Raw genomic sequence first — 20,877 nt, 5'->3', positions numbered from 1 at the left:
CCCGTTCGTGGGTCCGATACACCTTACTTGAGAGCCGCTTATGTTCCCTGAAAGCTTCACTTTCTCGATCGCCAACTGGGTCAATGACGGCGTCGACTCGCTGGTGACCCAATACGGCGATGTGTTCCGGCACATCTCCGACACCCTGCTGTGGGCCATCGTCAATCTGGAAGGCCTGCTGCGCATGGCGCCCTGGTGGCTGATGCTGCTGATCGTCGGCGGCATCGCCTGGCACGCCACGCGCAAGGTCGTCACCACCGTCGTGATCGTCGGCCTGCTGTTTCTGGTTGGCGCGGTCGGGTTGTGGGACAAACTGATGCAGACCCTGGCGCTGATGCTGGTCGCCACGATCATCGCCGTGCTGATCGGCATCCCGCTGGGGATTCTTTCGGCGCGCAGCAACCGCCTGCGTTCGGTGCTGATGCCCCTGCTGGACATCATGCAGACCATGCCCAGCTTCGTTTACCTGATTCCGGTGCTGATGCTGTTCGGTCTGGGCAAGGTCCCGGCGATCTTCGCCACCGTGATCTACGCCGCGCCGCCGCTGATCCGACTGACCGACCTGGGCATTCGTCAGGTCGATGGCGAAGTCATGGAAGCCATCAACGCGTTCGGTGCCAACCGCTGGCAGCAACTGTTCGGCGTGCAACTGCCACTGGCGATGCCCAGCATCATGGCCGGGATAAACCAGACCACCATGATGGCACTGTCGATGGTGGTCATCGCCTCGATGATCGGCGCTCGCGGTCTGGGCGAAGACGTACTCGTCGGCATTCAGACGCTGAACGTTGGACGCGGACTGGAAGCGGGACTGGCCATCGTCATTCTGGCGGTCGTGATCGACCGCATCACGCAGGCCTACGGCCGCCCACGGCATGAGGCGCAGAAATGATGAGTGCGGAACAGAACAAGATCGTCGTACGAAATGTGTTCAAGATTTTCGGCAGCCGCGAAAAGGAAGCGCTGGCGATGGTCCAGCAAAATCAGAGCAAGGATCAGGTGCTGGCCAAAACCGGCTGCGTCGTCGGCGTGAACGACCTGTCGCTGTCGATTGCCAGTGGCGAGATCTTCGTGATCATGGGCCTGTCCGGCTCGGGCAAATCGACGCTGGTACGCCACTTCAACCGGCTGATCGACCCTACCAGCGGTGAGATTCTGGTCGATGGCGAGGACATCCTGCGCTACGACATGGAAGCGCTGCGCCAGTTTCGCCGACACAAGATCAGCATGGTGTTCCAGAGCTTCGGCCTGCTGCCGCACAAGACCGTGCTCGCCAACGTAGCCTACGGCCTGAAAGTGCGCGGCGAGACCAAGGCGCTGTGTGATGAGCGCGCCCGGCACTGGATCACCACGGTCGGCCTGAGCGGCTACGAAAACAAGTACCCGCACCAGCTTTCCGGCGGCATGCGCCAGCGGGTCGGTCTGGCCCGCGCGTTGGCGGCCGACACCGACATCATCCTGATGGACGAAGCGTTCAGCGCCCTCGACCCGCTGATCCGCGCCGAAATGCAGGACCAGTTGCTGGAACTGCAGGCCAAGCTGCACAAGACCATCGTGTTCATTACCCACGACCTGGACGAAGCGGTGCGCATCGGTAACCGGATCGCGATTCTCAAGGACGGGCGGCTGATTCAGGTCGGCACGCCGAAAGAAATCCTTCACTCGCCCGCTGACGATTACGTGGACCGTTTCGTTCAGCGCCGCGTGGCCACTCTTTAAGGACCGTTGCAGATGTCGCGAGCAGAACAGATCGTCATCGGCGACGCCCCGGCGCGCTGGCAGGATGTGGTGGCCGTCGCCCGGCATGGCGCGCAACTGGTGCTGTCCGACGCCGCGTGGGCGAGGATCGACAACGCCCAGGCCATCGTCCGGCAGATCGTCGCCAGCGGCGAGCGCGCCTATGGCGTGAACACCGGCCTGGGCGCGCTGTGCAATGTCTCGCTGGAAGGCGAACAGCTCAGTCGTCTGTCGCGCAACACCCTGCTCAGCCATGCCTGTGGCGTCGGCGCACCGCTGGCCGACGAGCAGACCCGCGCGATCATCTGCGCCGCTCTGCTCAATTACAGTCAGGGCAAATCCGGCATTCATCGGCAAGTGGTCGAAGCGCTGCTGGCCCTGCTCAATCGCGGCATCACGCCGCAGGTTCCGGCGCAGGGCTCGGTCGGTTACCTGACCCACATGGCGCACGTCGGCGTCGCCTTGCTGGGCGTCGGTCAGGTCAGCTATCGCGGGCAGATCGTCTCGGCACAGCAGGCGCTGGATGAGGAAGGTCTCAAACCCGTCCTGCTCGGCGCGAAAGACGGTTTGTGTCTGGTCAACGGCACGCCCTGCATGACCGGCCTGAGCTGTCTGGCCATCGCCGACGCCGAACGCCTGACCCAGTGGGCCGACGTGATCGGCGCCATGACCTTCGAAGCGCTGCGCGGTCAGTTGGACGCCTTCGATGAAACCATCCTCGCCCTCAAGCCACATCCCGGCATGCAGATAGTCGGCAGCAACCTGCGCAGCCTGCTGGCAGGCAGCGAAGTGCTCGCCAGCAGTCAGGGCATTCGGACTCAGGATGCGCTGAGCATCCGTTCGATTCCGCAAGTGCACGGCGCCACCCGCGATCAACTGACACATGCCATTCGCCAGATCGAAACCGAACTGAACTCGGTCACCGACAACCCGCTGCTGCTCGGCACGCCCGACGCCTATCGCGTGGTGTCCCAGGCCAATCCGCACGGTCAGTCCGTGGCGATGGCGGCGGACCTTTTGTGCATGGCTGTCGCCGAACTGGGCTCGATTGCCGAGCGTCGTCTGGACCGCCTGATCAACCCGATGGTCAGCGGCCTGCCCGCCTTTCTGGTCAGCCAGCCGGGCGTCAACTCGGGAATGATGATCGTCCAGTACGTCGCCGCCTCGCTGTGCGCGGAAAACCGTCAGATGGCGCAACCGGCGGTTGTGGATAACTACGTCACGTCCGGCCTGCAGGAAGATCACCTGAGCATGGGCACCAGCGCCGCACTGAAGCTGCACAAGGTGCTGGCCAATGCGACACAGATTCTGGCCATCGAGTACCTGCTGGCGGCGCAGGCCTTCGAATTCCTCAAGACCCAGCGCTTCGGCGTCGGGACGAACATCGCCTGGCAACTGTTACGCGAGCGGGTTCCCGCCTATGACGAAGACCGCTGGCTGGCGCCGGACATCGCCAGCAGCGCAGCACTGATCAACGAACAACAGACGCTGGAAAGGATTTTCCAGCGCTGCCGCGAACACACGGCAACCCAATAAAAAGCGGTCAAGGCCCGGCGTTATCCACGCAGGGCCGACGGCGGCGCGTTCAAGAAGCGCGCACGCCCGACATCAATCAAGGAGTAGCTGCATCGTGACCACCCCATCTGCCCACGCTTTCAACCTGATTCCCGGCCAACTGACCCTGGCGCAATTGCGCGCCATTTATCAGCAGCCTGTGACCCTGACGCTCGATGCCAGCGCTGATCAGCAGATCGACGACAGCGTGGCGTGCGTCGAACGCATCCTGGCCGAGAACCGCACCGCTTATGGCATCAACACCGGTTTCGGCCTGCTGGCCTCGACGCGCATCGCCAGTGAAGACCTGGAGAACCTGCAGCGTTCGCTGGTGCTGTCCCACGCCGCCGGTGTCGGCCAGCCGATCAGTGATGAACTGGTGCGAGTGATCATGGTGCTCAAGGTCAACAGCCTGAGCCGGGGCTTTTCGGGGATTCGTCGGGTGGTCATCGACGCGCTGATTGCGCTGATCAATGCCGAGGTCTACCCGCACATCCCGCTCAAGGGCTCGGTGGGCGCATCCGGTGACCTCGCGCCGCTGGCGCACATGTCGCTGGTGCTGCTGGGTGAAGGCAAGGCGCGCTACAAGGGCGAATGGCTCAATGCAGTCGATGCCCTGAAAGTCGCCGGCCTGACGCCGCTGACCCTGGCCGCCAAGGAAGGTCTGGCGCTGCTCAACGGCACGCAGGTTTCGACCGCCTACGCGCTGCGCGGCCTGTTCGAAGGCGAAGACCTGTTCGCCGCCGCCCTGACCTGCGGTTCGCTCACGGTTGAGGCGGTACTGGGTTCTCGTTCGCCGTTCGACGCACGCATCCATGCCGCACGTGGCCAGCGCGGACAGATCGATTCCGCTGCCTGCTACCGCGACCTGCTGGGTGAAAGCAGCGAAGTGTCCGAGTCGCACCGCAACTGCGACAAGGTTCAGGACCCCTACTCGCTGCGCTGCCAGCCCCAGGTCATGGGCGCCTGCCTGACTCAACTGCGTCAGGCTGCCGAAGTGCTGGAAATCGAAGCCAACGCCGTGTCCGACAACCCGCTGGTGTTCGCTGCCGAGAACGACGTGATCTCCGGCGGCAACTTCCACGCCGAGCCGGTCGCCATGGCGGCAGACAACCTGGCGCTGGCCATCGCCGAAATCGGCTCGCTCAGCGAGCGCCGCATTTCGTTGATGATGGACAAGCACATGTCGCAGCTGCCGCCGTTCCTGGTGGCCAACGGCGGGGTCAATTCCGGCTTCATGATCGCCCAGGTCACGGCCGCAGCGCTGGCCAGTGAAAACAAGGCGCTGGCCCACCCGCACAGCGTCGACAGCCTGCCGACGTCGGCCAATCAGGAAGACCATGTGTCGATGGCACCAGCCGCCGGCAAGCGGTTATGGGAAATGGCAGAAAACGTTCGCGGGATTCTTGCCGTAGAATGGCTGGCTGCGTGTCAGGGTCTGGACCTGCGCAATGGCTTGAAAACCTCTCCGAAACTGGAGCAGGCCCGTGCCCTGCTGCGCAGCAAGGTCCCGTCCTACGACAAAGACCGCTTTTTCGCACCGGACATCGAAGCTGCCAGCCAGCTGTTGTCCTCCACTTGCCTGAACCCTTTGGTTCCTGCACGTCTGCTACCGAGTCTGTGATGCACCGCGAGCCTGGCAGGGCTCGCCATGGTCAATCGCTGCGGGAAGCCGGATGCAGGCGTTCTCGCAGCTATAGCCATACCAGTAATGAAATGGACCTGAAATGACGTCACGAGATGGTTTAAAACGCGGGTTATCCGCCCGCCACATTCGCTTCATGGCCCTGGGCTCTGCCATCGGCACAGGGTTGTTCTACGGCTCCGCCTCGGCGATTCAACAGGCAGGCCCTGCAGTATTGCTGGCCTACCTGATCGGCGGCGCGGCGGTGTTCATGGTCATGCGTGCGCTGGGCGAAATGGCCGTGCACCATCCGGTGGCCGGTTCGTTCAGCCATTACGCCACGCGCTATCTGGGCCCGCTGGCAGGCTTCGTACTGGGCTGGACCTACGCGTTCGAGATGATCATCGTCTGCCTCGCCGACGTCACCGCGTTCGGGATCTACATGGGCTTCTGGTTCCCGGAAGTGCCGCGCTGGATCTGGGTGCTGGGCATCGTGTTCCTGATCGCCGCGCTGAACCTGTGCAACGTGAAAGTCTTTGGCGAAACCGAATTCTGGCTGTCGCTGCTCAAGGTCGGCGCGATCATCGCAATGATTCTGGCAGGCTTCGGCATCATGCTGTTCGGCATTGGCAGCTCGACCACAGGCACGGAGATCGGCATCGCCAACCTGTGGGCGCATGGCGGTTTCATGCCCAATGGCGTCGCGGGTCTGATCGCATCGTTTGCCGTGGTGATGTTTGCCTTCGGCGGCATCGAGGTCATCGGGATTACCGCCGGTGAAGCCAAGGATCCGCAACGCTCGCTGCCGAGTGCGATCAATGCCGTACCGCTGCGCATCCTGCTGTTCTACGTACTGACACTGTTCGTGCTGATGTCCATTTATCCATGGCCACAGATCGGCACGCAGGGCAGCCCGTTCGTGCAGATTTTCGACAATCTGGGCATCGCGTCGGCCGCCACCATTCTCAACATCGTGGTGATTTCCGCTGCCGTGTCGGCGATCAACAGCGACATCTTCGGCGCAGGCCGCATGATGTACGGGCTGGCGCGCGACGGTCAGGCACCGGCCAGCTTTGCCCACCTGTCGCGGCAAGGCGTGCCGTGGATGACTGTGGTGGTGATGGGCGTGACGCTGCTGGGCGGCGTGGTGCTCAACTACCTGATCCCCAAGGACGTGTTCCTGCTGATCGCCTCGCTGGCCACCTTCGCCACCGTCTGGGTCTGGCTGATGATCCTGCTGACCCAGGTCGCAATGCGCCGCGCCATGAGCGCCGAAGAAGTCGCCGAGCTGAAATTCCCGGTGCCGTTCTGGCCGTATGCGCCAGCCGCCGCCATTGTCTTCATGCTGTTTATCTTCGGCGTGCTGGGGTACTTCCCGGACAACCGCGCCGCGCTGATCGTCGGCGCGATCTGGATCGTGCTGCTGGTCATCGCCTACCGTCTATGGGTGAAACCCAAATCGCTGAAATCTGTCCCCTAGCCTCAGGAGGCCCTGGATGAAAACGCTCTGGAAGAACTGTCACATCGCAACCATGGCACACGGCACGTACTCGATCATCGAGGATGCCGCCATCGTGACTTCCGGAGCGTACATCGAATGGATCGGGCCTCAGGATCAGGTGGCAGAACAGGACGCTGAGAGTTGCGTCGATCTGGACGGAGCGTGGGTCACGCCCGGTCTGATCGACTGTCACACCCACACCGTGTTCGGCGGCAACCGCAGCGGCGAATTCGAGCAACGGCTGCAAGGCGTGAGCTACGCCGACATCGCAGCCGCAGGCGGTGGCATCGCCAGCACCGTGCGCGCCACCCGCGCTGCGACCGAAGACGAGCTGTACATCAGCGCCGAACGTCGCTTGCGGCATCTGCTCAAGGATGGCGTGACCACTGTCGAGATGAAGTCCGGCTACGGGCTGGATCTGGAGAACGAACGCAAGTTGCTGCGCGTGATCCGTCGCCTCGGCAACACCCAGCCGGTCACCGTGCGCAGCACCTGCCTGGCCGCCCACGCGCTGCCGCCTGAATACGCCGACCGCGCCGACGACTACATCCACCACATCTGCAACGAAATGCTCCCGGCGCTGGCCGCCGAAGGGCTGGTGGATGCCGTGGACGCGTTCTGTGAGTACCTGGCGTTTTCCCCGGCGCAGGTCGAGCAGGTGTTCATCACCGCCGGCCAGCTCGGGCTGCCAGTGAAGCTGCACGCCGAACAGCTCTCGTCGCTGGGCGGTTCAAGTCTGGCGGCGCGCTACAAGGCCCTGTCGGCGGACCATCTGGAGTTCATGACCGAAGACGACGTCATCGCCATGGCCGCGTCGGGCACCGTCGCCGTGCTGCTGCCGGGCGCCTACTACTTCCTGCGCGAGACGCAACTGCCGCCGATGGATGCGCTGCGCAAACATGGCGTGCCTATCGCGATTTCCACCGACATGAACCCCGGCACCTCCCCCGGCCTGTCGCTGCGCTTGATGCTCAACATGGCCTGCACGCTGTTTCGCATGACGCCTGAAGAGGCACTGGCAGGCGTCACGCTCAACGCCGCCAAGGCGCTGGGCCTGGGCGATACACACGGTTCGCTGGAAGTTGGCAAGACGGCGGATTTCGTCGCCTGGGACATCGAGCGACCGGCTGATCTGGCGTACTGGCTGGGCGGCGATCTGGACAAACGCGTCGTGCGTCATGGCGTCGAATCACTGGTTTAAAGGAGAAGATTGTGGACAACGTTCTGACATTCACTCGCGGCCGACTTCCGCTGCTGATCAGCATGCCCCACGCGGGCCTCAAGCTCACGCCCGCAGTGGAAGCCGGGCTGGTGGACGAGGCGCTGAGCCTGCCCGACACCGACTGGCACATTCCGCGTCTGTACGACTTCGCTGCCGAACTGGGTGCCAGCACCCTGGCGGCCGAGTATTCGCGATTCGTCATCGACCTGAATCGTCCGTCCGATGACAAGCCGATGTACGCCGGCGCGACCACGGGGCTGTTTCCATCGATCCTGTTCGACGGCGTGCCGCTGTTCAAGGAAGGACAAACGCCGGCGCCTGAAGAACGGGCGAAGTACCTGGAGCAGATCTGGACGCCATATCACCAGACGCTGGAGCAGGAACTGCAACGGTTGCGCGACGAGTTCGGCTACGCGCTGCTGTTCGATGCGCACTCGATTCGCGGCCACGTCCCGCACCTGTTCGATGGCCGTCTGCCGGACTTCAACCTCGGAACCTTCAACGGCGCCAGCTGCGACGCGGAACTGGCCAGCAGGCTGGAACAGGTCTGTGCATCTGCCAAGGATTACAGCCACGTGCTGAACGGCCGATTCAAGGGCGGCCACATCACCCGCCATTACGGCGACCCGGCGAACAACATCCACGCCGTGCAGCTGGAACTGGCGCAAAGCACCTACATGGAAGAATTCGCCCCCTTCCACTACCGCCCGGACCTGGCCGAACCGACCCGCAACGTCCTCAGGCCACTGCTCGAAACACTCATCGCCTGGGGGCAGGAGCGGTTTGGTCGTTAGAGCACTCGCTCCGCGGCGTGACGCAGAGCATGGGCATGATCAGGTTCGGAAGTTGCTCACTTCTTGAGCAACCGCAACCCGTTGAACACCACCAGCAAACTCACGCCCATGTCGGCGAACACCGCCATCCACATGGTCGCCAGTCCGGCGAAGGTGATGCCGATGAACAGCACCTTGGTGACAATCGCCAGCACGATGTTCTGCTTGAGCACCGCCGAGGTCCTGCGTGACAGGCGGATAAAAGCGGGAATCTTGCGAAGGTCGTCGTCCATCAGCGCAACATCCGCCGTCTCGATCGCCGTATCAGTCCCCGCCGCCGCCATCGCGAAACCGATCTCGGAACGTGCCAGCGCAGGCGCATCGTTGATGCCGTCGCCGACCATCCCGACGCGGTGGTTCTGCGCATACAGCCCTTCAATCGCAGCAAGTTTGTCCGCAGGAAGCAGGTTGCCCTGCGCCTGATCGATACCCACCTGATCAGCAATCGCCTTGGCGGTGTGCGGGTTGTCGCCGGTCAGCATCAGCGTCTTGATGCCCAACTCATGCAACTCGGCGATGGCCTGACGACTGGTTTCCTTGACCGTGTCGGCAACCGCAAACAGCGCCAGCGGACCGGTTGAGTCGAGCAGCAGCACCACGCTCTTGCCCTGCATTTCCAGTGCGTCCAGACGTGCTTCCAGTTCAGGCGAGCACAGCCCCAGTTCTTCCACCAGACGATGATTGCCCAAGTGGTACAGGCGACCATTGATCTCGCCCTTCACACCGCGCCCGCCCAGCGCTTCGAAGTTCACCACCTCATGCACAGCAGCGCCCGCTTCGGCCGCCTTGGCAATGGCCTGGGAAACCGGGTGATCCGAGCGGCCCGCAAGGCTGACGGCGATGGCAGGCGCGGTGTCGGCTGCATCAGCCTGCAACGCCACGTAGTCGGTCTGCACCGGCTTGCCATGCGTCAGGGTGCCGGTCTTGTCGAGCGCTAGGTAATCCAGCTTCTCGCCCATTTCCAGGTACACGCCGCCCTTGATCAGGATGCCTTTACGCGCCGCAGCCGCCAGGCCACTGACGATGGTTACAGGCGTAGAGATCACCAGCGCACACGGACACGCGACAACCAGCAGCACCAGCGCGCGGTAGATCCAGTCGAACCATGCGCCGCCAAAAAACAGCGGCGCCACCAGCGCAACCGCCAGAGCCACCACAAACACCACGGGCGTGTAGATGCGCGAAAAGCTGTCGACGAAGCGCTGGGTCGGCGCACGCGAACCCTGAGCGGCTTCGACTGCATGGATGATCCGCGCCAGCGTCGAGTTGTTCGCCGCGGCCGTCACGCGGTACTCTAGCGAGCCCGCCTGATTGATGGTGCCCGCAAACACCTTGTCGCCTACTGCCTTCTCGACCGGCAGGCTCTCTCCGGTAATCGAAGCCTGATCAATGGTCGATTGCCCGGACACGACTTCACCGTCCAGCGCGATACGCTCGCCCGGTTTTACCCGCACGATGGCGTCCAGTTCGACTTTTTTGGCATCCACTTCAAGCCAGCTTCCGTCCGCCTGACGAACTGTTGCCAGCTCCGGCGTCAACTGCATCAGGCCGCTGATCGCGTTACGCGCACGGTCCAGCGACTTGGCTTCAATGAGCTCGGCCACGGTGAACAGGAACATCACCATCGCCGCCTCAGGCCATTGGCCGATCAGGACGGCGCCTGTCACGGCGATGCTCATCAACGCATTGATGTTCAGGTTGAAGTTCTTGAGCGCGATCCAGCCTTTCTTGTAAGTCGTGAGGCCGCAACTGAAGATCGACACCAGCGCCAGCAGCGCGACGACCCAGGTCGGGCCCAGCGAAGCAAAGTGCACCACTTCCGCAGCCAACGCAGCGACGCCGGACAGCGCCAGCGGCCACCAGTGTTTCTTCGGCGCAGGTGCAGCGGCGACGTCAGAATCAGCGCCCTCTTCGATCAGGTCGGCCTGCATGCCCAGCGAGCCGATGGCGTCGCGGATCGGATCGGTCGACGGCAGGTCATGCCAGACGCCGAGGATGCGATTGATCAGGTTGAATTCCAGTTTCTGCACACCGGACAGCTTGCCCAGCTTGTTCTGGATCAGGGTCTGCTCGGTCGGGCAGTCCATCGCCTCGATACGGAAACTGCTCAAACGCGCATCGGCTGACGAGGCGCTATCGAGCGTCACGACGGCAGGCGCTGCCTTGCTGGAGCAGCACGAATGCGCATGCTCTGCGTGCACCTCTTCGTGCTCGTCATGACCGTGTGTCGGGGTAACTTTGCTGATCGGGCCCATTTGGCGCGCTCCTGGATTCTGCTTGTTGCCAAGTGAACACCCTGTAGCCACTATAGGGTCAAGCGCTAAAAACGAGAGGCAGCCCATGAAGATCGGTGAACTGGCAAAGTTGACGGATACGCAGGTCGAAACGGTCCGTTATTACGAACGCGAAGGCTTGCTGCCCGCCCCCGCCCGCAGCGATGGCAACTACCGGCTTTACACCCAGGCCCATGTCGAGCGGCTGTCGTTCATCCGCAACTGCCGCAGCCTGGACATGACGCTGGAAGAGATTCGCAGTCTGCTGAGTCTGCGCGACAGCCCGCAGGACCAGTGCGAAAGCGTCAATGCGCTGATCGACGAGCACATCGAACACGTCAACGCCCGCGTCGCCAGCCTTCAGGCACTGCAGCAACAACTGCTCGACCTGCGCCAACGTTGCGGCAGCGGCGAGGCTGATCACTGCGCAATTCTGGAAAGACTGGAAGTGACCGGCGCCGTCGCCTCACCCGAAGGCGAGCCCTCGCATGTGGGGCGCAGTCACAGTCATTGAGGCGGCATGCGTGACCTGATCGTGCCGATGCTCCGCGCTCATCGTTATACACAAGTCGCGATGAGCATCTGGTGCGAGCACGATTTCGGCAGTGGGAGCGGACTTGTCCGCGAAAACTGGTACATCCGACGAAGATGCAGCGCCTGAAACGCAGTATTCGCGGACAAGTCCGCTCCCACTTTCAGATACCGCATTCCTCCAGGTCGATTTGTGTATAACGATGAGCGCAGAGCGATGGGCACGATCAGTGTTGAGGCTGCGTGCGTGATCTGATCGTGCCGATGTTCCGCGTCGGCATGCAGCCCGATCTTGGCTGTCACACAGCCTCAAAGCCATCCACATACAAGGCCTGATAACGCACCATGGTGTCGCTGAGCCGCTGCCTGAGGTAGCCGTTCGCATGACCCAGCGCCTTCAGGATCTGCTCGGACTCGACCAGATAGGAAGCCCGCTTGGCGTGTGTCCACTTGGCAGGCGCTGACTGCAGATTGGTGATGCGGTCGCACAGTTTGACCGCCGCCGCTTCACGGGAGTGTTCGGCGATACCCTGAAAATAACGCTCCTCGGAAAACGGCACGATCAGGTTCTTGCTCAAGCACGCGACAGTCGATGCGACCTCTGCGCCAAACGCTTCCGCCAACTGCGCCGTCGTCACATCGGTGTCTTCCACCACGTCATGCAACAGCGCGGCAGGCAGGGCAATCTCAAATGCACCAACGGGCTCTTCGCGATGGGCGAAGATCAGCTCGTTGGCGACCATCGCCACGTGGGTGGTGTAAGGCAGAGCCGAGCTGGTCATCGTCTGCCCGACATGAGCGTGGGAGGCGAACAGCCAGGCTTTGTTGTAGAGATGCTGCAGGTCGAGGGTAGGCATCAAACGGTTCCTTTGTTGACGGGGTCTGGCTGACAACAGCTTGAATCTTCGCGGTGATAGGGACTGGGGGGAAGCACCACAACGTCTTCGACGTAGCGCTGTCGCGCAGCAAACCTGGTGGGAGCGGACTTGTCCGCGAAAAGGCCAGTACATCCGATGAAGATGCAGTGGACGAAGTGCAGCATTCGCGGACAAACGGAACGCCGCCCGGTCCGCTCCCACGAAAAGTGTCTATCCAGCAGATTACGTGTTGTGTTGATAAGAGTGAGCTTGCTCTGGATCTTGCGTTCATCCAGCAGTACGCCACGTGCATTAGGCCTTCGGCACATCCTCGATCGTCGGCTCGGACTCAGCCTCCGGCTCTTCAGCCGCTGGCGGTTCAGGTGTCAAGTCCAGAAGACCAGGCCCGTCGTCCTCAACACCCTCTTCCTCACCCTCCTCAGGCTCCACCACCAAAGGTGCCAGCAGACTCGGATCGGTCACGCCCGTCAGTTTCTTGCGCAGACGCTGCAGATCCCCGACGCTCAGCTTCAACAGCTTGGCCGACTTGGTCTTGAGCAACTGGGTGACGCTTTCTTCCTCGCCCAACTGCGCCATCTGCCCTGCCAGGTTCATCGCCAGCACCTCCCGCTTGTAGATGCCGGTGTTGTACTGATACACCGCCGCGATCAGCTCGCGCAGCTCCAGCGGCAGGCGCCAACGGGTGCGCAACGCAGAACCAAAGGAGGCCGAATACTGCTCCAGCGCCTGATCGATGGCCTGTTCATTCAGCTCACCGCCCGCCAGCAGCCATTCCTGCAGACAGCCCAGCACCGCCAGATCGCCCAGCGATTGCAGCATCCCGGCGCAGAAGCAGCGCTCGACATCCAGCTCCAGCATGCCGCCCAGAATCCGAGCGTAATCCGCTGTGCGTTGCGACAGGGTCCAGAACTGACTGGCCTTGGCCAACAGCGCATCGCTGGTCAGCACCGCCATACGTTTTTTGGCCAGACCCGAGGCGATAGCCGCCGTTTGCGGCGCGCCGAGTACCGCCATCGCGCCGCCCAGGGTCTGCACAGGCTTTCCCAAATGCTGAGCCGCCGTATTCGCGGCCGCGATGAGCACCGCCGTAATGTGCGGATCGTTGCGCAACTCCTGCTCCAGCAGCGTCGCATCAAGACCGCTCGCCCCCTGGCTCAGTTGAATCGCGTTGGGCACGTCAACAAACAGCGGCGCGCCATCAGCCACGTCGCGACGCTTTTCCAGAAACTTCATCAACGTCAGGCCCGGCGTCAACGCGGGCATATCGCCCGGTGCAGCCGCACGACGTCCCAGCAACAGCCCTTCCAGACGCTGCTTCAGGCCCACGGTATCGATGGGTTTGGTCAGATACGCCGTCGGCGCGAGCGGCAGGACTTCACGCACGCTGGCCGCATCACTGCGGTTGCTGATCAGGATAAACGGGATCGGCGGCTGACGACGCAGGTTGCGAATGCCGCGCAACAGGCTCAGTCCATCGATGGCGGGCAGTTCACGCGCAGCGATGACGAGATCCGGCAGGTGTTTCTTCATCCATTCAATGGCTTGCCTGCCGTCGGTGCACATCTCCAGTTCGATATCGCCACGCACACTCAGCACCAGCTCGCTGAGTGTTTCGCGAACCCACGGATCAGACTCAGCAATCAATACGCGAGGTACCGCGGGTAAAACTACAGCAGTCATCAGGACTCTCCGACATCGATGCGTTCACCTTAGCCAAAGCCTTCGCCCGGATATAGCCAAAACAGTGAAATACCTTCGTTCAGACCAAAAGAAACCCGTCGAAACGGGCTTTTTTTGTCTGTTTGGTCACAAATCAACCAATCCGTGACCGCACAGTGGATCAGGCAATTTCAGCGAAACACTCTTCGAGAATGGCCAGACCTTTGGTCAGCAGTTCGTCTTCGGCAGTCAGCGGGACCAGCACGCGCAGGACGTTGCCGTAAGTGCCGCACGACAGCAGGATCAGGCCCTTGTCACGTGCCTTGGCCACAACCTGAGCCACGGCCGCCGCGTTCGGCTTGTGCGAGTCGCCGTCTTCGAACAGCTCCAGCGCAATCATCGCGCCCAGTGCACGGACTTCGCCGATGACCGGGTGCTTGGCCTGGATGGCTTTCAGGCCAGTGACCAGACGCTCGCCGACCGACTTGCAACGCTCCAGCAGGTTCTCTTCTTCGAAGATATCCAGCACCGCCAGCGCCGCCGCACAGGCGACAGGGCTACCGGCATAGGTGCCGCCCAGACCGCCCGGCGCGATGGAATCCATGTACTCGGCCTTGCCGCACACGCCCGCCAGCGGGAAGCCGCCTGCGATGGACTTGGCGAAAGTGGTCAGATCAGCAGCAACGCCCATCTGTTCCATGGCGAAGAAAGTGCCGGTACGGCCAGCGCCCGTCTGCACTTCGTCAGCGATCAGCAGAATGCCGTGCTTGTCGCACAGCTCGCGCAGACGCAGCATGAAGGCCTTCGGCGCCACATAGAAACCACCTTCGCCCTGCACAGGCTCGATGATAATGGCGGCGATGTCTTTCGGCTCGGCGTCGTTCTTGAAGATGCGCTCGATGCTGGCGATGGAATCGTCAACGCTCACGCCATGCAGCTCGCACGGGTACAGCGCACGGAAGATACCGCCGGGCATCAGACCCATGCCGGCCGAGTACGGCACGACCTTGCCAGTCAGACCCAGGGTCATCATGGTGCGGCCGTGGTAAGCGCCGGTGAACGCGATCACGCCAGCACGGCCAGTGGCAGCGCGGGCAATTTTCACAGCGTTTTCGACCGCTTCGGAACCGGTGGTGACCAGCAGGGTTTTCTTCTCGAAATCACCCGGCACCTTGGCGTTGATCTTCTCGCACAGCTCGACATACGGCTCGTAAGCCAGCACCTGGAAGCAGGTGTGCGTCAGCTTGGTCAGCTGTTCCTGCACAGCCGCAACGATTTTCGGGTGCAGGTGACCGGTGTTCAGTACCGCGATGCCGCCCGCAAAGTCGATGAACTCACGACCTTCAACGTCGGTAACGGTGGCGTTCTTCGCCGAAGCAGCGAAGATCGGGTGAATCTGGCCCACGCCGCGCGGGACGGCAGCATGGCGGCGTTGCATCAGGGAGTCGTTTGTCTTGCTCATGTATTCCTCATTCGCCGCTCATCGGTCGGCGTAGCTCAAGGATCAAGCGGGCTGGATCAGTTGCAACAGCATACGATGATCGACTGTCGCAGCCTTCAGGCCACCAATAAGTTTCGGGTGCAGCAAAAGCCGATGACACGTCGCTCTCGCGCGCCATCGGCTGCAATAACTCTGGTTGGGCAGTCTGGATCAGACCGACAGGCAGAGGTATTTGATTTCCAGATAATCTTCGATGCCGTACTTGGAGCCTTCACGGCCCAGGCCCGAGGACTTGATGCCGCCGAACGGCGCCAGCTCGTTGGAGATCAGGCCGGTGTTGATACCCACCATGCCGTACTCCAGCGCCTCGGCCACACGGAACACGCGGCTCATGTTCTGAGCATAGAAGTACGACGCCAGACCGAACTCGGTGTCGTTGGCCATTTCGATCACTTCGGCTTCATCCTTGAAGCGGAACAGCGGTGCCAGCGGGCCGAAGGTTTCTTCCTTCGCGACGGCGGCATCTTTCGACACGTTGACCAGAATAGTCGGTTCGAAGAACGAGCCTTCCATGCTGTTGCCACCGGACAGGACCTTGGCGCCCTTGCTCACGGCATCGGCAATGTGTTCCTTGACCTTGGCCACAGCCTTGTCATCGATCAGCGGACCGGTGGTGATGCCCTCTTCCAGACCGTTACCGATCTTGAGCTTGCCCACGGCAACCTTGAGCTTCTCGGCGAACGCGTCGTACACCGCGTCCTGCACATAGATGCGGTTGGCGCAGACGCAGGTCTGACCGTTGTTGCGGTATTTGGAGATCATCGCTCCTTCAACCGCCTTATCCAGGTCGGCATCGTCGAACACGATGAACGGCGCATTGCCGCCCAGTTCCAGCGAGACTTTCTTGATGTCCTTGGCGCATTCGGCCATCAGCTGACGACCAATGTCGGTCGAGCCCGTGAAGGACAGCTTGCGCACGATCGGGTTGCCGGTCAGCTCGCTGCCGATATCGCCCGCGCTGCCCGTCACGACGCTGAACACGCCCGCCGGGATACCCGCACGCTCGGCCAGTTCAGCCAGCGCCAGTGCAGAGTAAGGGGTCTGCGAAGCAGGCTTGAGCACCATGGTGCAACCCGACGCCAGCGCAGGACCGGCTTTACGGGTGATCATCGCGGCCGGGAAGTTCCACGGCGTAATCGCAGCCGTCACACCAATCGGCTGCTTGAGCACGATCAGGCGCTTGTCCGGCTGGTGGCCGGGAATCACATCGCCGTAGACGCGCTTGGCTTCTTCCGCGAACCACTCAATAAAGGAAGCGGCATACGCAATCTCGCCCTTGGCCTCGGCCAGCGGCTTGCCCTGCTCCAGCGTCATCAACAGACCCAGATCGTCCTGGTTCTCGATCATCAGCTCGAACCAGCGACGCAACTTGTTGCCCCGCTCCTTGGCGGTCAACGCACGCCAGGCCGGCAGCGCCTTGTCAGCCGCCTCAATCGCACGACGCGTCTCGGCCGCGCCCATCTTCGGCACAGTCCCGAGAATCTCGTTGGTTGCAGGGTTATTGACCTTGATCGACTGACCACCGTCCGCATCCAGCCACTGGCCGTTGATGTAGGCTTGCTGGCGGAACAGTTTGGAATCTTTGAGCTGCATGTCGGCCTCCTAAACAGCACCGCACAAGGGCGGAGCGAACAAATGAATATCGATGCACCCCAATTGGAAGTCATCGCCGGGAAAACATTCCATCGGCCTGAGCGATGCGCGGCGTATAGAAAGCGCGAAGACCGGACAAGAGCGTTTGAAATCTCAAACGAATCCTAGGGACTGCGGGGTTAAAGGACAATAGCCTGTTCGAAAAAAAGAACGGGGTATTGAGGTGGGAATGGAGGTTTTGTCTGGTTTGCTGGCGCGGGATGGGCAAAGCGTGCGAAATCGACAACAGCCGCTCGCCAGCATGGACGCCCGCCCATCAGATGAGTATCATGGCGCCCGCGTTGCACCAGTAGCTCAGCTGGATAGAGTACTGCCCTCCGAAGGCAGGGGTCGTGGGTTCGAATCCCGCCTGGTGCACCATATAGCAATCTAGACCTGTCTCAAACAGTCTACGAATCCCCCCAAGAAGCCCGCCCTGAGCGGGCTTTGTTGTCTCTGGCTATCCATAGCGATCCCCCCCTATACCTTCACGCCGTGTATGCCCACGTGTATGCTTCGCAATTCCTTGAACAGGAGGCATACAAGCCGTGAAACGCACTGACATCAAACGTCGCCCGCTAGCCGACACGACCCTCTCCGGGCTGGAACCAGAGGATGCAACCTATCGGGAGCAAGATGGCAACGGCTTGTACTTTCGAGTCAAAGCAAATGGCCAGAAGTCTTGGGAATTGCGTTACAAGAAACCAGACGGAAAATGGTCTTGGCTGGGGCTCGGCGGCTATCCCGATGTCAGCGGCTCTCTAGCTAGACAGAAGGCTGCACAACTGCGCGAAGATTCATCCAATGGAAAAAATCCGCTAGTCAGCAAACAGGCAAGGAGAGCTGCTGACCTGGAGGCAGCCAATAACACTTTTGAAGCGCTAGCGCGGGAGTGGTTCGATTCCAGACGGTCGAGCTGGGAAGCAGGCACCGCCCGGAGAATCATTGGCGCTTTGGAGCTGCATGCGTTTCCAATATTTGGGAAGCGGGTCTATACCGAGATACTGCCTCTTGAATGGATGGAGTTCCTGCGCAGCATGGAACAGAAAGGAATCATTGACCAGATGGGCAGAGTCCGGGCCACTTGCAAAGAGATCTATGACCTGGCTCGTGTAACCGGGCGAGCCATCCACAATCCTCTCGAAGGTCTCAACAAATTCCTTCAGACCCGTAGCGCCGAAAACTACGCGCACGTGTCAGTAGAAGAGCTACCCGCACTGCTCCGTGCGATCAATTCTTACCCTCATGCAAAGGATGTTCGTTTGGGGCTCCGCTTGCTTGCGTTGTTGGCCGCACGCCCGAGTGAAATTCGAGAAGCACGTTGGTCAGAGATTGACCTCAATAAAAAGCTGTGGACGATCCCTGCAGAACGCATGAAGCGTCGGCGTGAACACGTGGTGCCCCTGTCCCGCCAAGCTGTCGAAGCAATCACTGAATTGCGCTCGCTTACAGGAGCATACCCACTGCTGTTTCCGGGCAGGAAAGATAGGACTATACCCCGCAGCAATACCGTTTTTCTGATGGCGTTACGGAGACTCGGTTATGGCGGACGCCAAACAGGTCATGGCTTCCGTCATATCGCAAGCACGATCCTTAACGAGCAGGGTTTTGATGAAAACCATATTGAAGCGCAGCTTTCCCATGTGAAGGAAGGAATCGCCGGGGTGTACAACAAAGCGGTTTATTTACCTCAACGTAAAGTCATGATGCAGTGGTATGCCGATCATCTTGACGAGCTTGCATCTGGCAATGTTGTCCAAGGCCAATTTGGAAAGGCCCTATGAGACTTCAAATCCATACCCCCTCCAAAAGCGGTGTAACTAGTGTTACAGGTGTAGCGAAAACAATTAAGTGTCTGATTTTAAAAGAATTATTTAAAGTTACACGACGAAGTGCCAGACACATTGCGACGTGTTACGAGGCCGAATCGTGTAACAACAATGCCCCAGCCACCCCGCTGCTGGCCCGAACTGTGGTACTGCCGAGCCGCTGTACATGTGACACAGGCCGGGGCCAAGGGGCCGTCGATGGACAATGAGAATATGCCGGTTGGTTGCCTTGAAATTGCTGGATGCGATGTCAGCAATTTGCTTGAGGAACTCGACGACATCGAACAGGCCGTGCATGAGTTAGCGCTGTATCCGCAATTTCGTGAGCATTTCAAAGAGGCTCTAGACGTGGCCAATTACGCCACGTCATTCTGGCTTGAGGATGGCAGCTACCCTGACCGAGCAGGATCGGTAGTGGCCACGATGTTCCGACTTCGCGATGAGATTGAGGACCAGGCCAGTTATAGAGATTCCGGTTCGCTGCCGAGTGTCATGAGAGGATTTCTTGGCGTTGACCGCAACGATGCTGACTCGCAACTCGTAGCAACTTACGCTCTGGTGCAGAGCGTTCAAGCTGTCCAGGTACTCGCTAATTGGCTCTTTGAAACGGAACTCTACGTCTTCGAGCTGGATGTCGATCTCATCGCCCAAATGCAAACCACAGATCATGATAGGTATTGCGAACTGGTAGGTAAGGAGCGGCTAAAACATCCGGGTGCGGAGATTGACGCTCGTGAATCCTTTCGCACCTTCATGGGCGAGGCCGACAAGGCGCTCATGCTGGCGAGCATCTTCAAGCAGGTTGAAGAGGTCGACGTAGCGAAGGGCAATTTCAATGTGGCCAACTTTTTGAGGAAAGCGCTGAATAAGGCGCTGACTAATGCGTTTTCCGCTCAAGCTTCGCAAAGAGGCGCGGCGGCTGGTAGGGCCAACAGCCACCCGGACTCGGTAAAGCAGCAGAACGCAGCGGACCTGCGCAAGCGCATTTGCAAAGCTGCCGACCGTCTCATTCTTGGCAACCCGGCTATTTCAGAGCGAACACTAAAACGAGCATTGGTGGAACAGGGTATAGCGTCTGAGCCAACCATCAAAAAATACCTGGTCACCTGTGGCTATTTACCTCGGTAAATTTCTTAAAAGCAAACCGTGTTTGCTTTTTTCCGCCTCCCTAGTCTGTGCCTGTCTCTCACCATATAGGCACGGCTATGTCATCCCCTCTGCAAGCAATCAGCACCACGCCCCCAGCTCGTGATCCAGCTACCACACTCATTCGCATCAGCGAAGTCATTGCGATAGTCGGCCTCGCCCGCCCCACGATTTACAAGCTGATGCAGCAACAAGACAGCGGCTTTCCGCTCCCAGTAAAACTGAGCAACAGCAACGCCCGAGGTGCGCCCGTAGCATGGGTCTTGGGGGAAGTTCAGGCATGGACACGAGCGCGCATCGCTGCTCGCGATCAGGTGGCCGCATGAGCAATCGTTTCCCAAAGACCAACGGCCCTTTCATCGACTCCTACAGCATCGGCTTTCAGCTCTACAAACCGGGTGAGCTCAACTGGAAAAGTCGCACCATCGCGGGCGTCAGCTGGAACGGCCTGGAGCAGGAAGCAATTTTTTTCAATTCGGATGGCATGGCACTGCCTCTCAAACCGGACCCGTGGAATGTGCCCGAGTGGATTCGTGCGCACGCCATCCGACGCGAGTTTGCCTACGTGCACGGCACAGGCCATTTCGCGATGAAAGAAGGACGTCGTAGGGCGTTGCGCACCGTCGGCCTCAATGACTGGGTGACTTACTGGTTGGTCGACCAGTCCGGCGGCTTTGCCAATGAATCGATGTTTTGGCAAGCCTATCTGGCTGCTGATCTCGCCACCGAGCAAGCCGACAGCAAAAAGCTACACACCGAAATGCGCCTGAAAGACGACCTGGCTGCGTACGTCGAGCAAAGCATTGCCGAGCGCCGCGAGCACTTGACGGCCATGCACCGAGATCGATGCAACGAGGACCAGAAAATTCTCGCGTGGCTGAAAGGCGAGGTCCCCGCACCGCTATTCGACACCGAAGCGCGGGCGGCGTGACGCCTCCCCTGACCGATCTGCTCGCC

At 60.7% G+C, this 20,877-nt stretch carries 17 protein-coding genes and 1 tRNA gene; 13 read left to right on the top strand and 5 right to left on the bottom strand.

Translation table 11 applies throughout. From position 1 onward, the window contains the following. The first annotated feature begins 40 nt into the window (after positions 1 to 40). From CFBP1590_RS01720 to hutG, 7 genes are all read left to right on the top strand, one after another. Positions 41 to 892 carry an ABC transporter permease gene (locus CFBP1590_RS01720; RefSeq protein ID WP_004880400.1) on the top strand — a complete coding sequence of 284 codons (852 nt, stop codon included), beginning with the start codon at positions 41 to 43 and terminating at the stop codon, positions 890 to 892. After that, entirely contained in the window at positions 889 to 1,719 is an 831-nt protein-coding gene (locus CFBP1590_RS01715) for a quaternary amine ABC transporter ATP-binding protein (RefSeq protein ID WP_004880403.1), read from the top strand. The genes CFBP1590_RS01720 and CFBP1590_RS01715 overlap by 4 nt, the downstream gene beginning before the upstream one ends. Before the next feature lie 12 nt (positions 1,720 to 1,731). Then, positions 1,732 to 3,273 (top strand): HAL/PAL/TAL family ammonia-lyase, encoded by a 1,542-nt coding sequence (locus tag CFBP1590_RS01710; RefSeq protein WP_058431827.1) that lies wholly within the window; start codon positions 1,732 to 1,734, stop codon positions 3,271 to 3,273. Positions 3,274 to 3,367: 94 nt separating this feature from the next. Beyond that, a complete protein-coding gene (gene hutH / locus CFBP1590_RS01705; RefSeq protein WP_088234373.1) occupies positions 3,368 to 4,915 on the top strand; it encodes a histidine ammonia-lyase in 1,548 nt (515 codons plus the stop codon). Between the two features lie 103 nt (positions 4,916 to 5,018). Then, a complete protein-coding gene (gene hutT, locus CFBP1590_RS01700) occupies positions 5,019 to 6,395 on the top strand; it encodes an L-histidine transporter HutT (protein WP_069142751.1) in 1,377 nt (458 codons plus the stop codon). Between the two features lie 16 nt (positions 6,396 to 6,411). Next, positions 6,412 to 7,617, top strand: coding sequence for an imidazolonepropionase (hutI, locus tag CFBP1590_RS01695; RefSeq protein ID WP_088234372.1), 1,206 nt, complete (start codon positions 6,412 to 6,414; stop codon positions 7,615 to 7,617). A gap of 11 nt (positions 7,618 to 7,628) precedes the next feature. Next, entirely contained in the window at positions 7,629 to 8,432 is an 804-nt protein-coding gene (gene hutG / locus CFBP1590_RS01690) for an N-formylglutamate deformylase (RefSeq protein ID WP_088234371.1), read from the top strand. A gap of 56 nt (positions 8,433 to 8,488) precedes the next feature. On the opposite strand, the gene CFBP1590_RS01685 is transcribed toward hutG, so the two are convergent. Continuing rightward, on the bottom strand, positions 8,489 to 10,726 hold the full coding sequence (locus CFBP1590_RS01685; protein WP_088234370.1) for a heavy metal translocating P-type ATPase: 2,238 nt from the start codon (positions 10,724 to 10,726) through the stop codon (positions 8,489 to 8,491). A gap of 85 nt (positions 10,727 to 10,811) precedes the next feature. Between CFBP1590_RS01685 and cadR the strand changes: the two genes are divergently transcribed. Then, a complete protein-coding gene (cadR, locus tag CFBP1590_RS01680) occupies positions 10,812 to 11,258 on the top strand; it encodes a Cd(II)/Pb(II)-responsive transcriptional regulator (RefSeq protein WP_004880416.1) in 447 nt (148 codons plus the stop codon). Between the two features lie 316 nt (positions 11,259 to 11,574). Here the strand turns inward: cadR and CFBP1590_RS01675 are convergent, their stop codons facing one another. The 4 genes from CFBP1590_RS01675 to gabD form a co-directional block, all read right to left on the bottom strand. Beyond that, positions 11,575 to 12,132 carry an HD domain-containing protein gene (locus CFBP1590_RS01675; protein ID WP_088234369.1) on the bottom strand — a complete coding sequence of 186 codons (558 nt, stop codon included), beginning with the start codon at positions 12,130 to 12,132 and terminating at the stop codon, positions 11,575 to 11,577. Between the two features lie 312 nt (positions 12,133 to 12,444). Continuing rightward, a complete protein-coding gene (locus CFBP1590_RS01670) occupies positions 12,445 to 13,833 on the bottom strand; it encodes an HDOD domain-containing protein (protein ID WP_088234368.1) in 1,389 nt (462 codons plus the stop codon). Between the two features lie 160 nt (positions 13,834 to 13,993). Next, positions 13,994 to 15,274, bottom strand: coding sequence for a 4-aminobutyrate--2-oxoglutarate transaminase (gabT, locus tag CFBP1590_RS01665; protein ID WP_088234367.1), 1,281 nt, complete (start codon positions 15,272 to 15,274; stop codon positions 13,994 to 13,996). 189 nt (positions 15,275 to 15,463) lie between these two features. Continuing rightward, positions 15,464 to 16,906: an NADP-dependent succinate-semialdehyde dehydrogenase gene (gene gabD, locus CFBP1590_RS01660; protein WP_088234366.1), complete on the bottom strand. Its 1,443-nt coding sequence runs from the start codon at positions 16,904 to 16,906 to the stop codon at positions 15,464 to 15,466. A 343-nt stretch (positions 16,907 to 17,249) separates the two neighbouring features. On the opposite strand from gabD, the gene CFBP1590_RS01655 reads away from it, so the two are divergent. The 5 genes from CFBP1590_RS01655 (at position 17,250) to CFBP1590_RS01635 (ending at position 20,851) form a co-directional block, all read left to right on the top strand. Then, positions 17,250 to 17,326, top strand: a tRNA-Arg gene (locus CFBP1590_RS01655). A gap of 167 nt (positions 17,327 to 17,493) precedes the next feature. Further along, positions 17,494 to 18,729, top strand: a complete 1,236-nt coding sequence (locus CFBP1590_RS01650) for a tyrosine-type recombinase/integrase (protein WP_088234365.1) — start codon at positions 17,494 to 17,496, stop codon at positions 18,727 to 18,729. Between the two features lie 243 nt (positions 18,730 to 18,972). Beyond that, complete coding sequence (locus tag CFBP1590_RS01645; RefSeq protein WP_088234364.1) at positions 18,973 to 19,902, top strand: hypothetical protein; 930 nt, start codon at positions 18,973 to 18,975, stop codon at positions 19,900 to 19,902. A 77-nt stretch (positions 19,903 to 19,979) separates the two neighbouring features. Further along, positions 19,980 to 20,246 carry a helix-turn-helix transcriptional regulator gene (locus CFBP1590_RS01640; protein ID WP_046463814.1) on the top strand — a complete coding sequence of 89 codons (267 nt, stop codon included), beginning with the start codon at positions 19,980 to 19,982 and terminating at the stop codon, positions 20,244 to 20,246. After that, entirely contained in the window at positions 20,243 to 20,851 is a 609-nt protein-coding gene (locus tag CFBP1590_RS01635) for a hypothetical protein (RefSeq protein WP_088234363.1), read from the top strand. The genes CFBP1590_RS01640 and CFBP1590_RS01635 overlap by 4 nt, the downstream gene beginning before the upstream one ends. Positions 20,852 to 20,877 lie beyond the last annotated feature (26 nt).

This window comes from Pseudomonas viridiflava (genome assembly GCF_900184295.1).
Taxonomy (GTDB): Bacteria; Pseudomonadota; Gammaproteobacteria; order Pseudomonadales; family Pseudomonadaceae; genus Aquipseudomonas; species Aquipseudomonas viridiflava.
The sequence above is the reverse complement of the archived record's forward strand: the minus strand, read 5'-3'. Positions and strand labels throughout refer to the sequence as shown.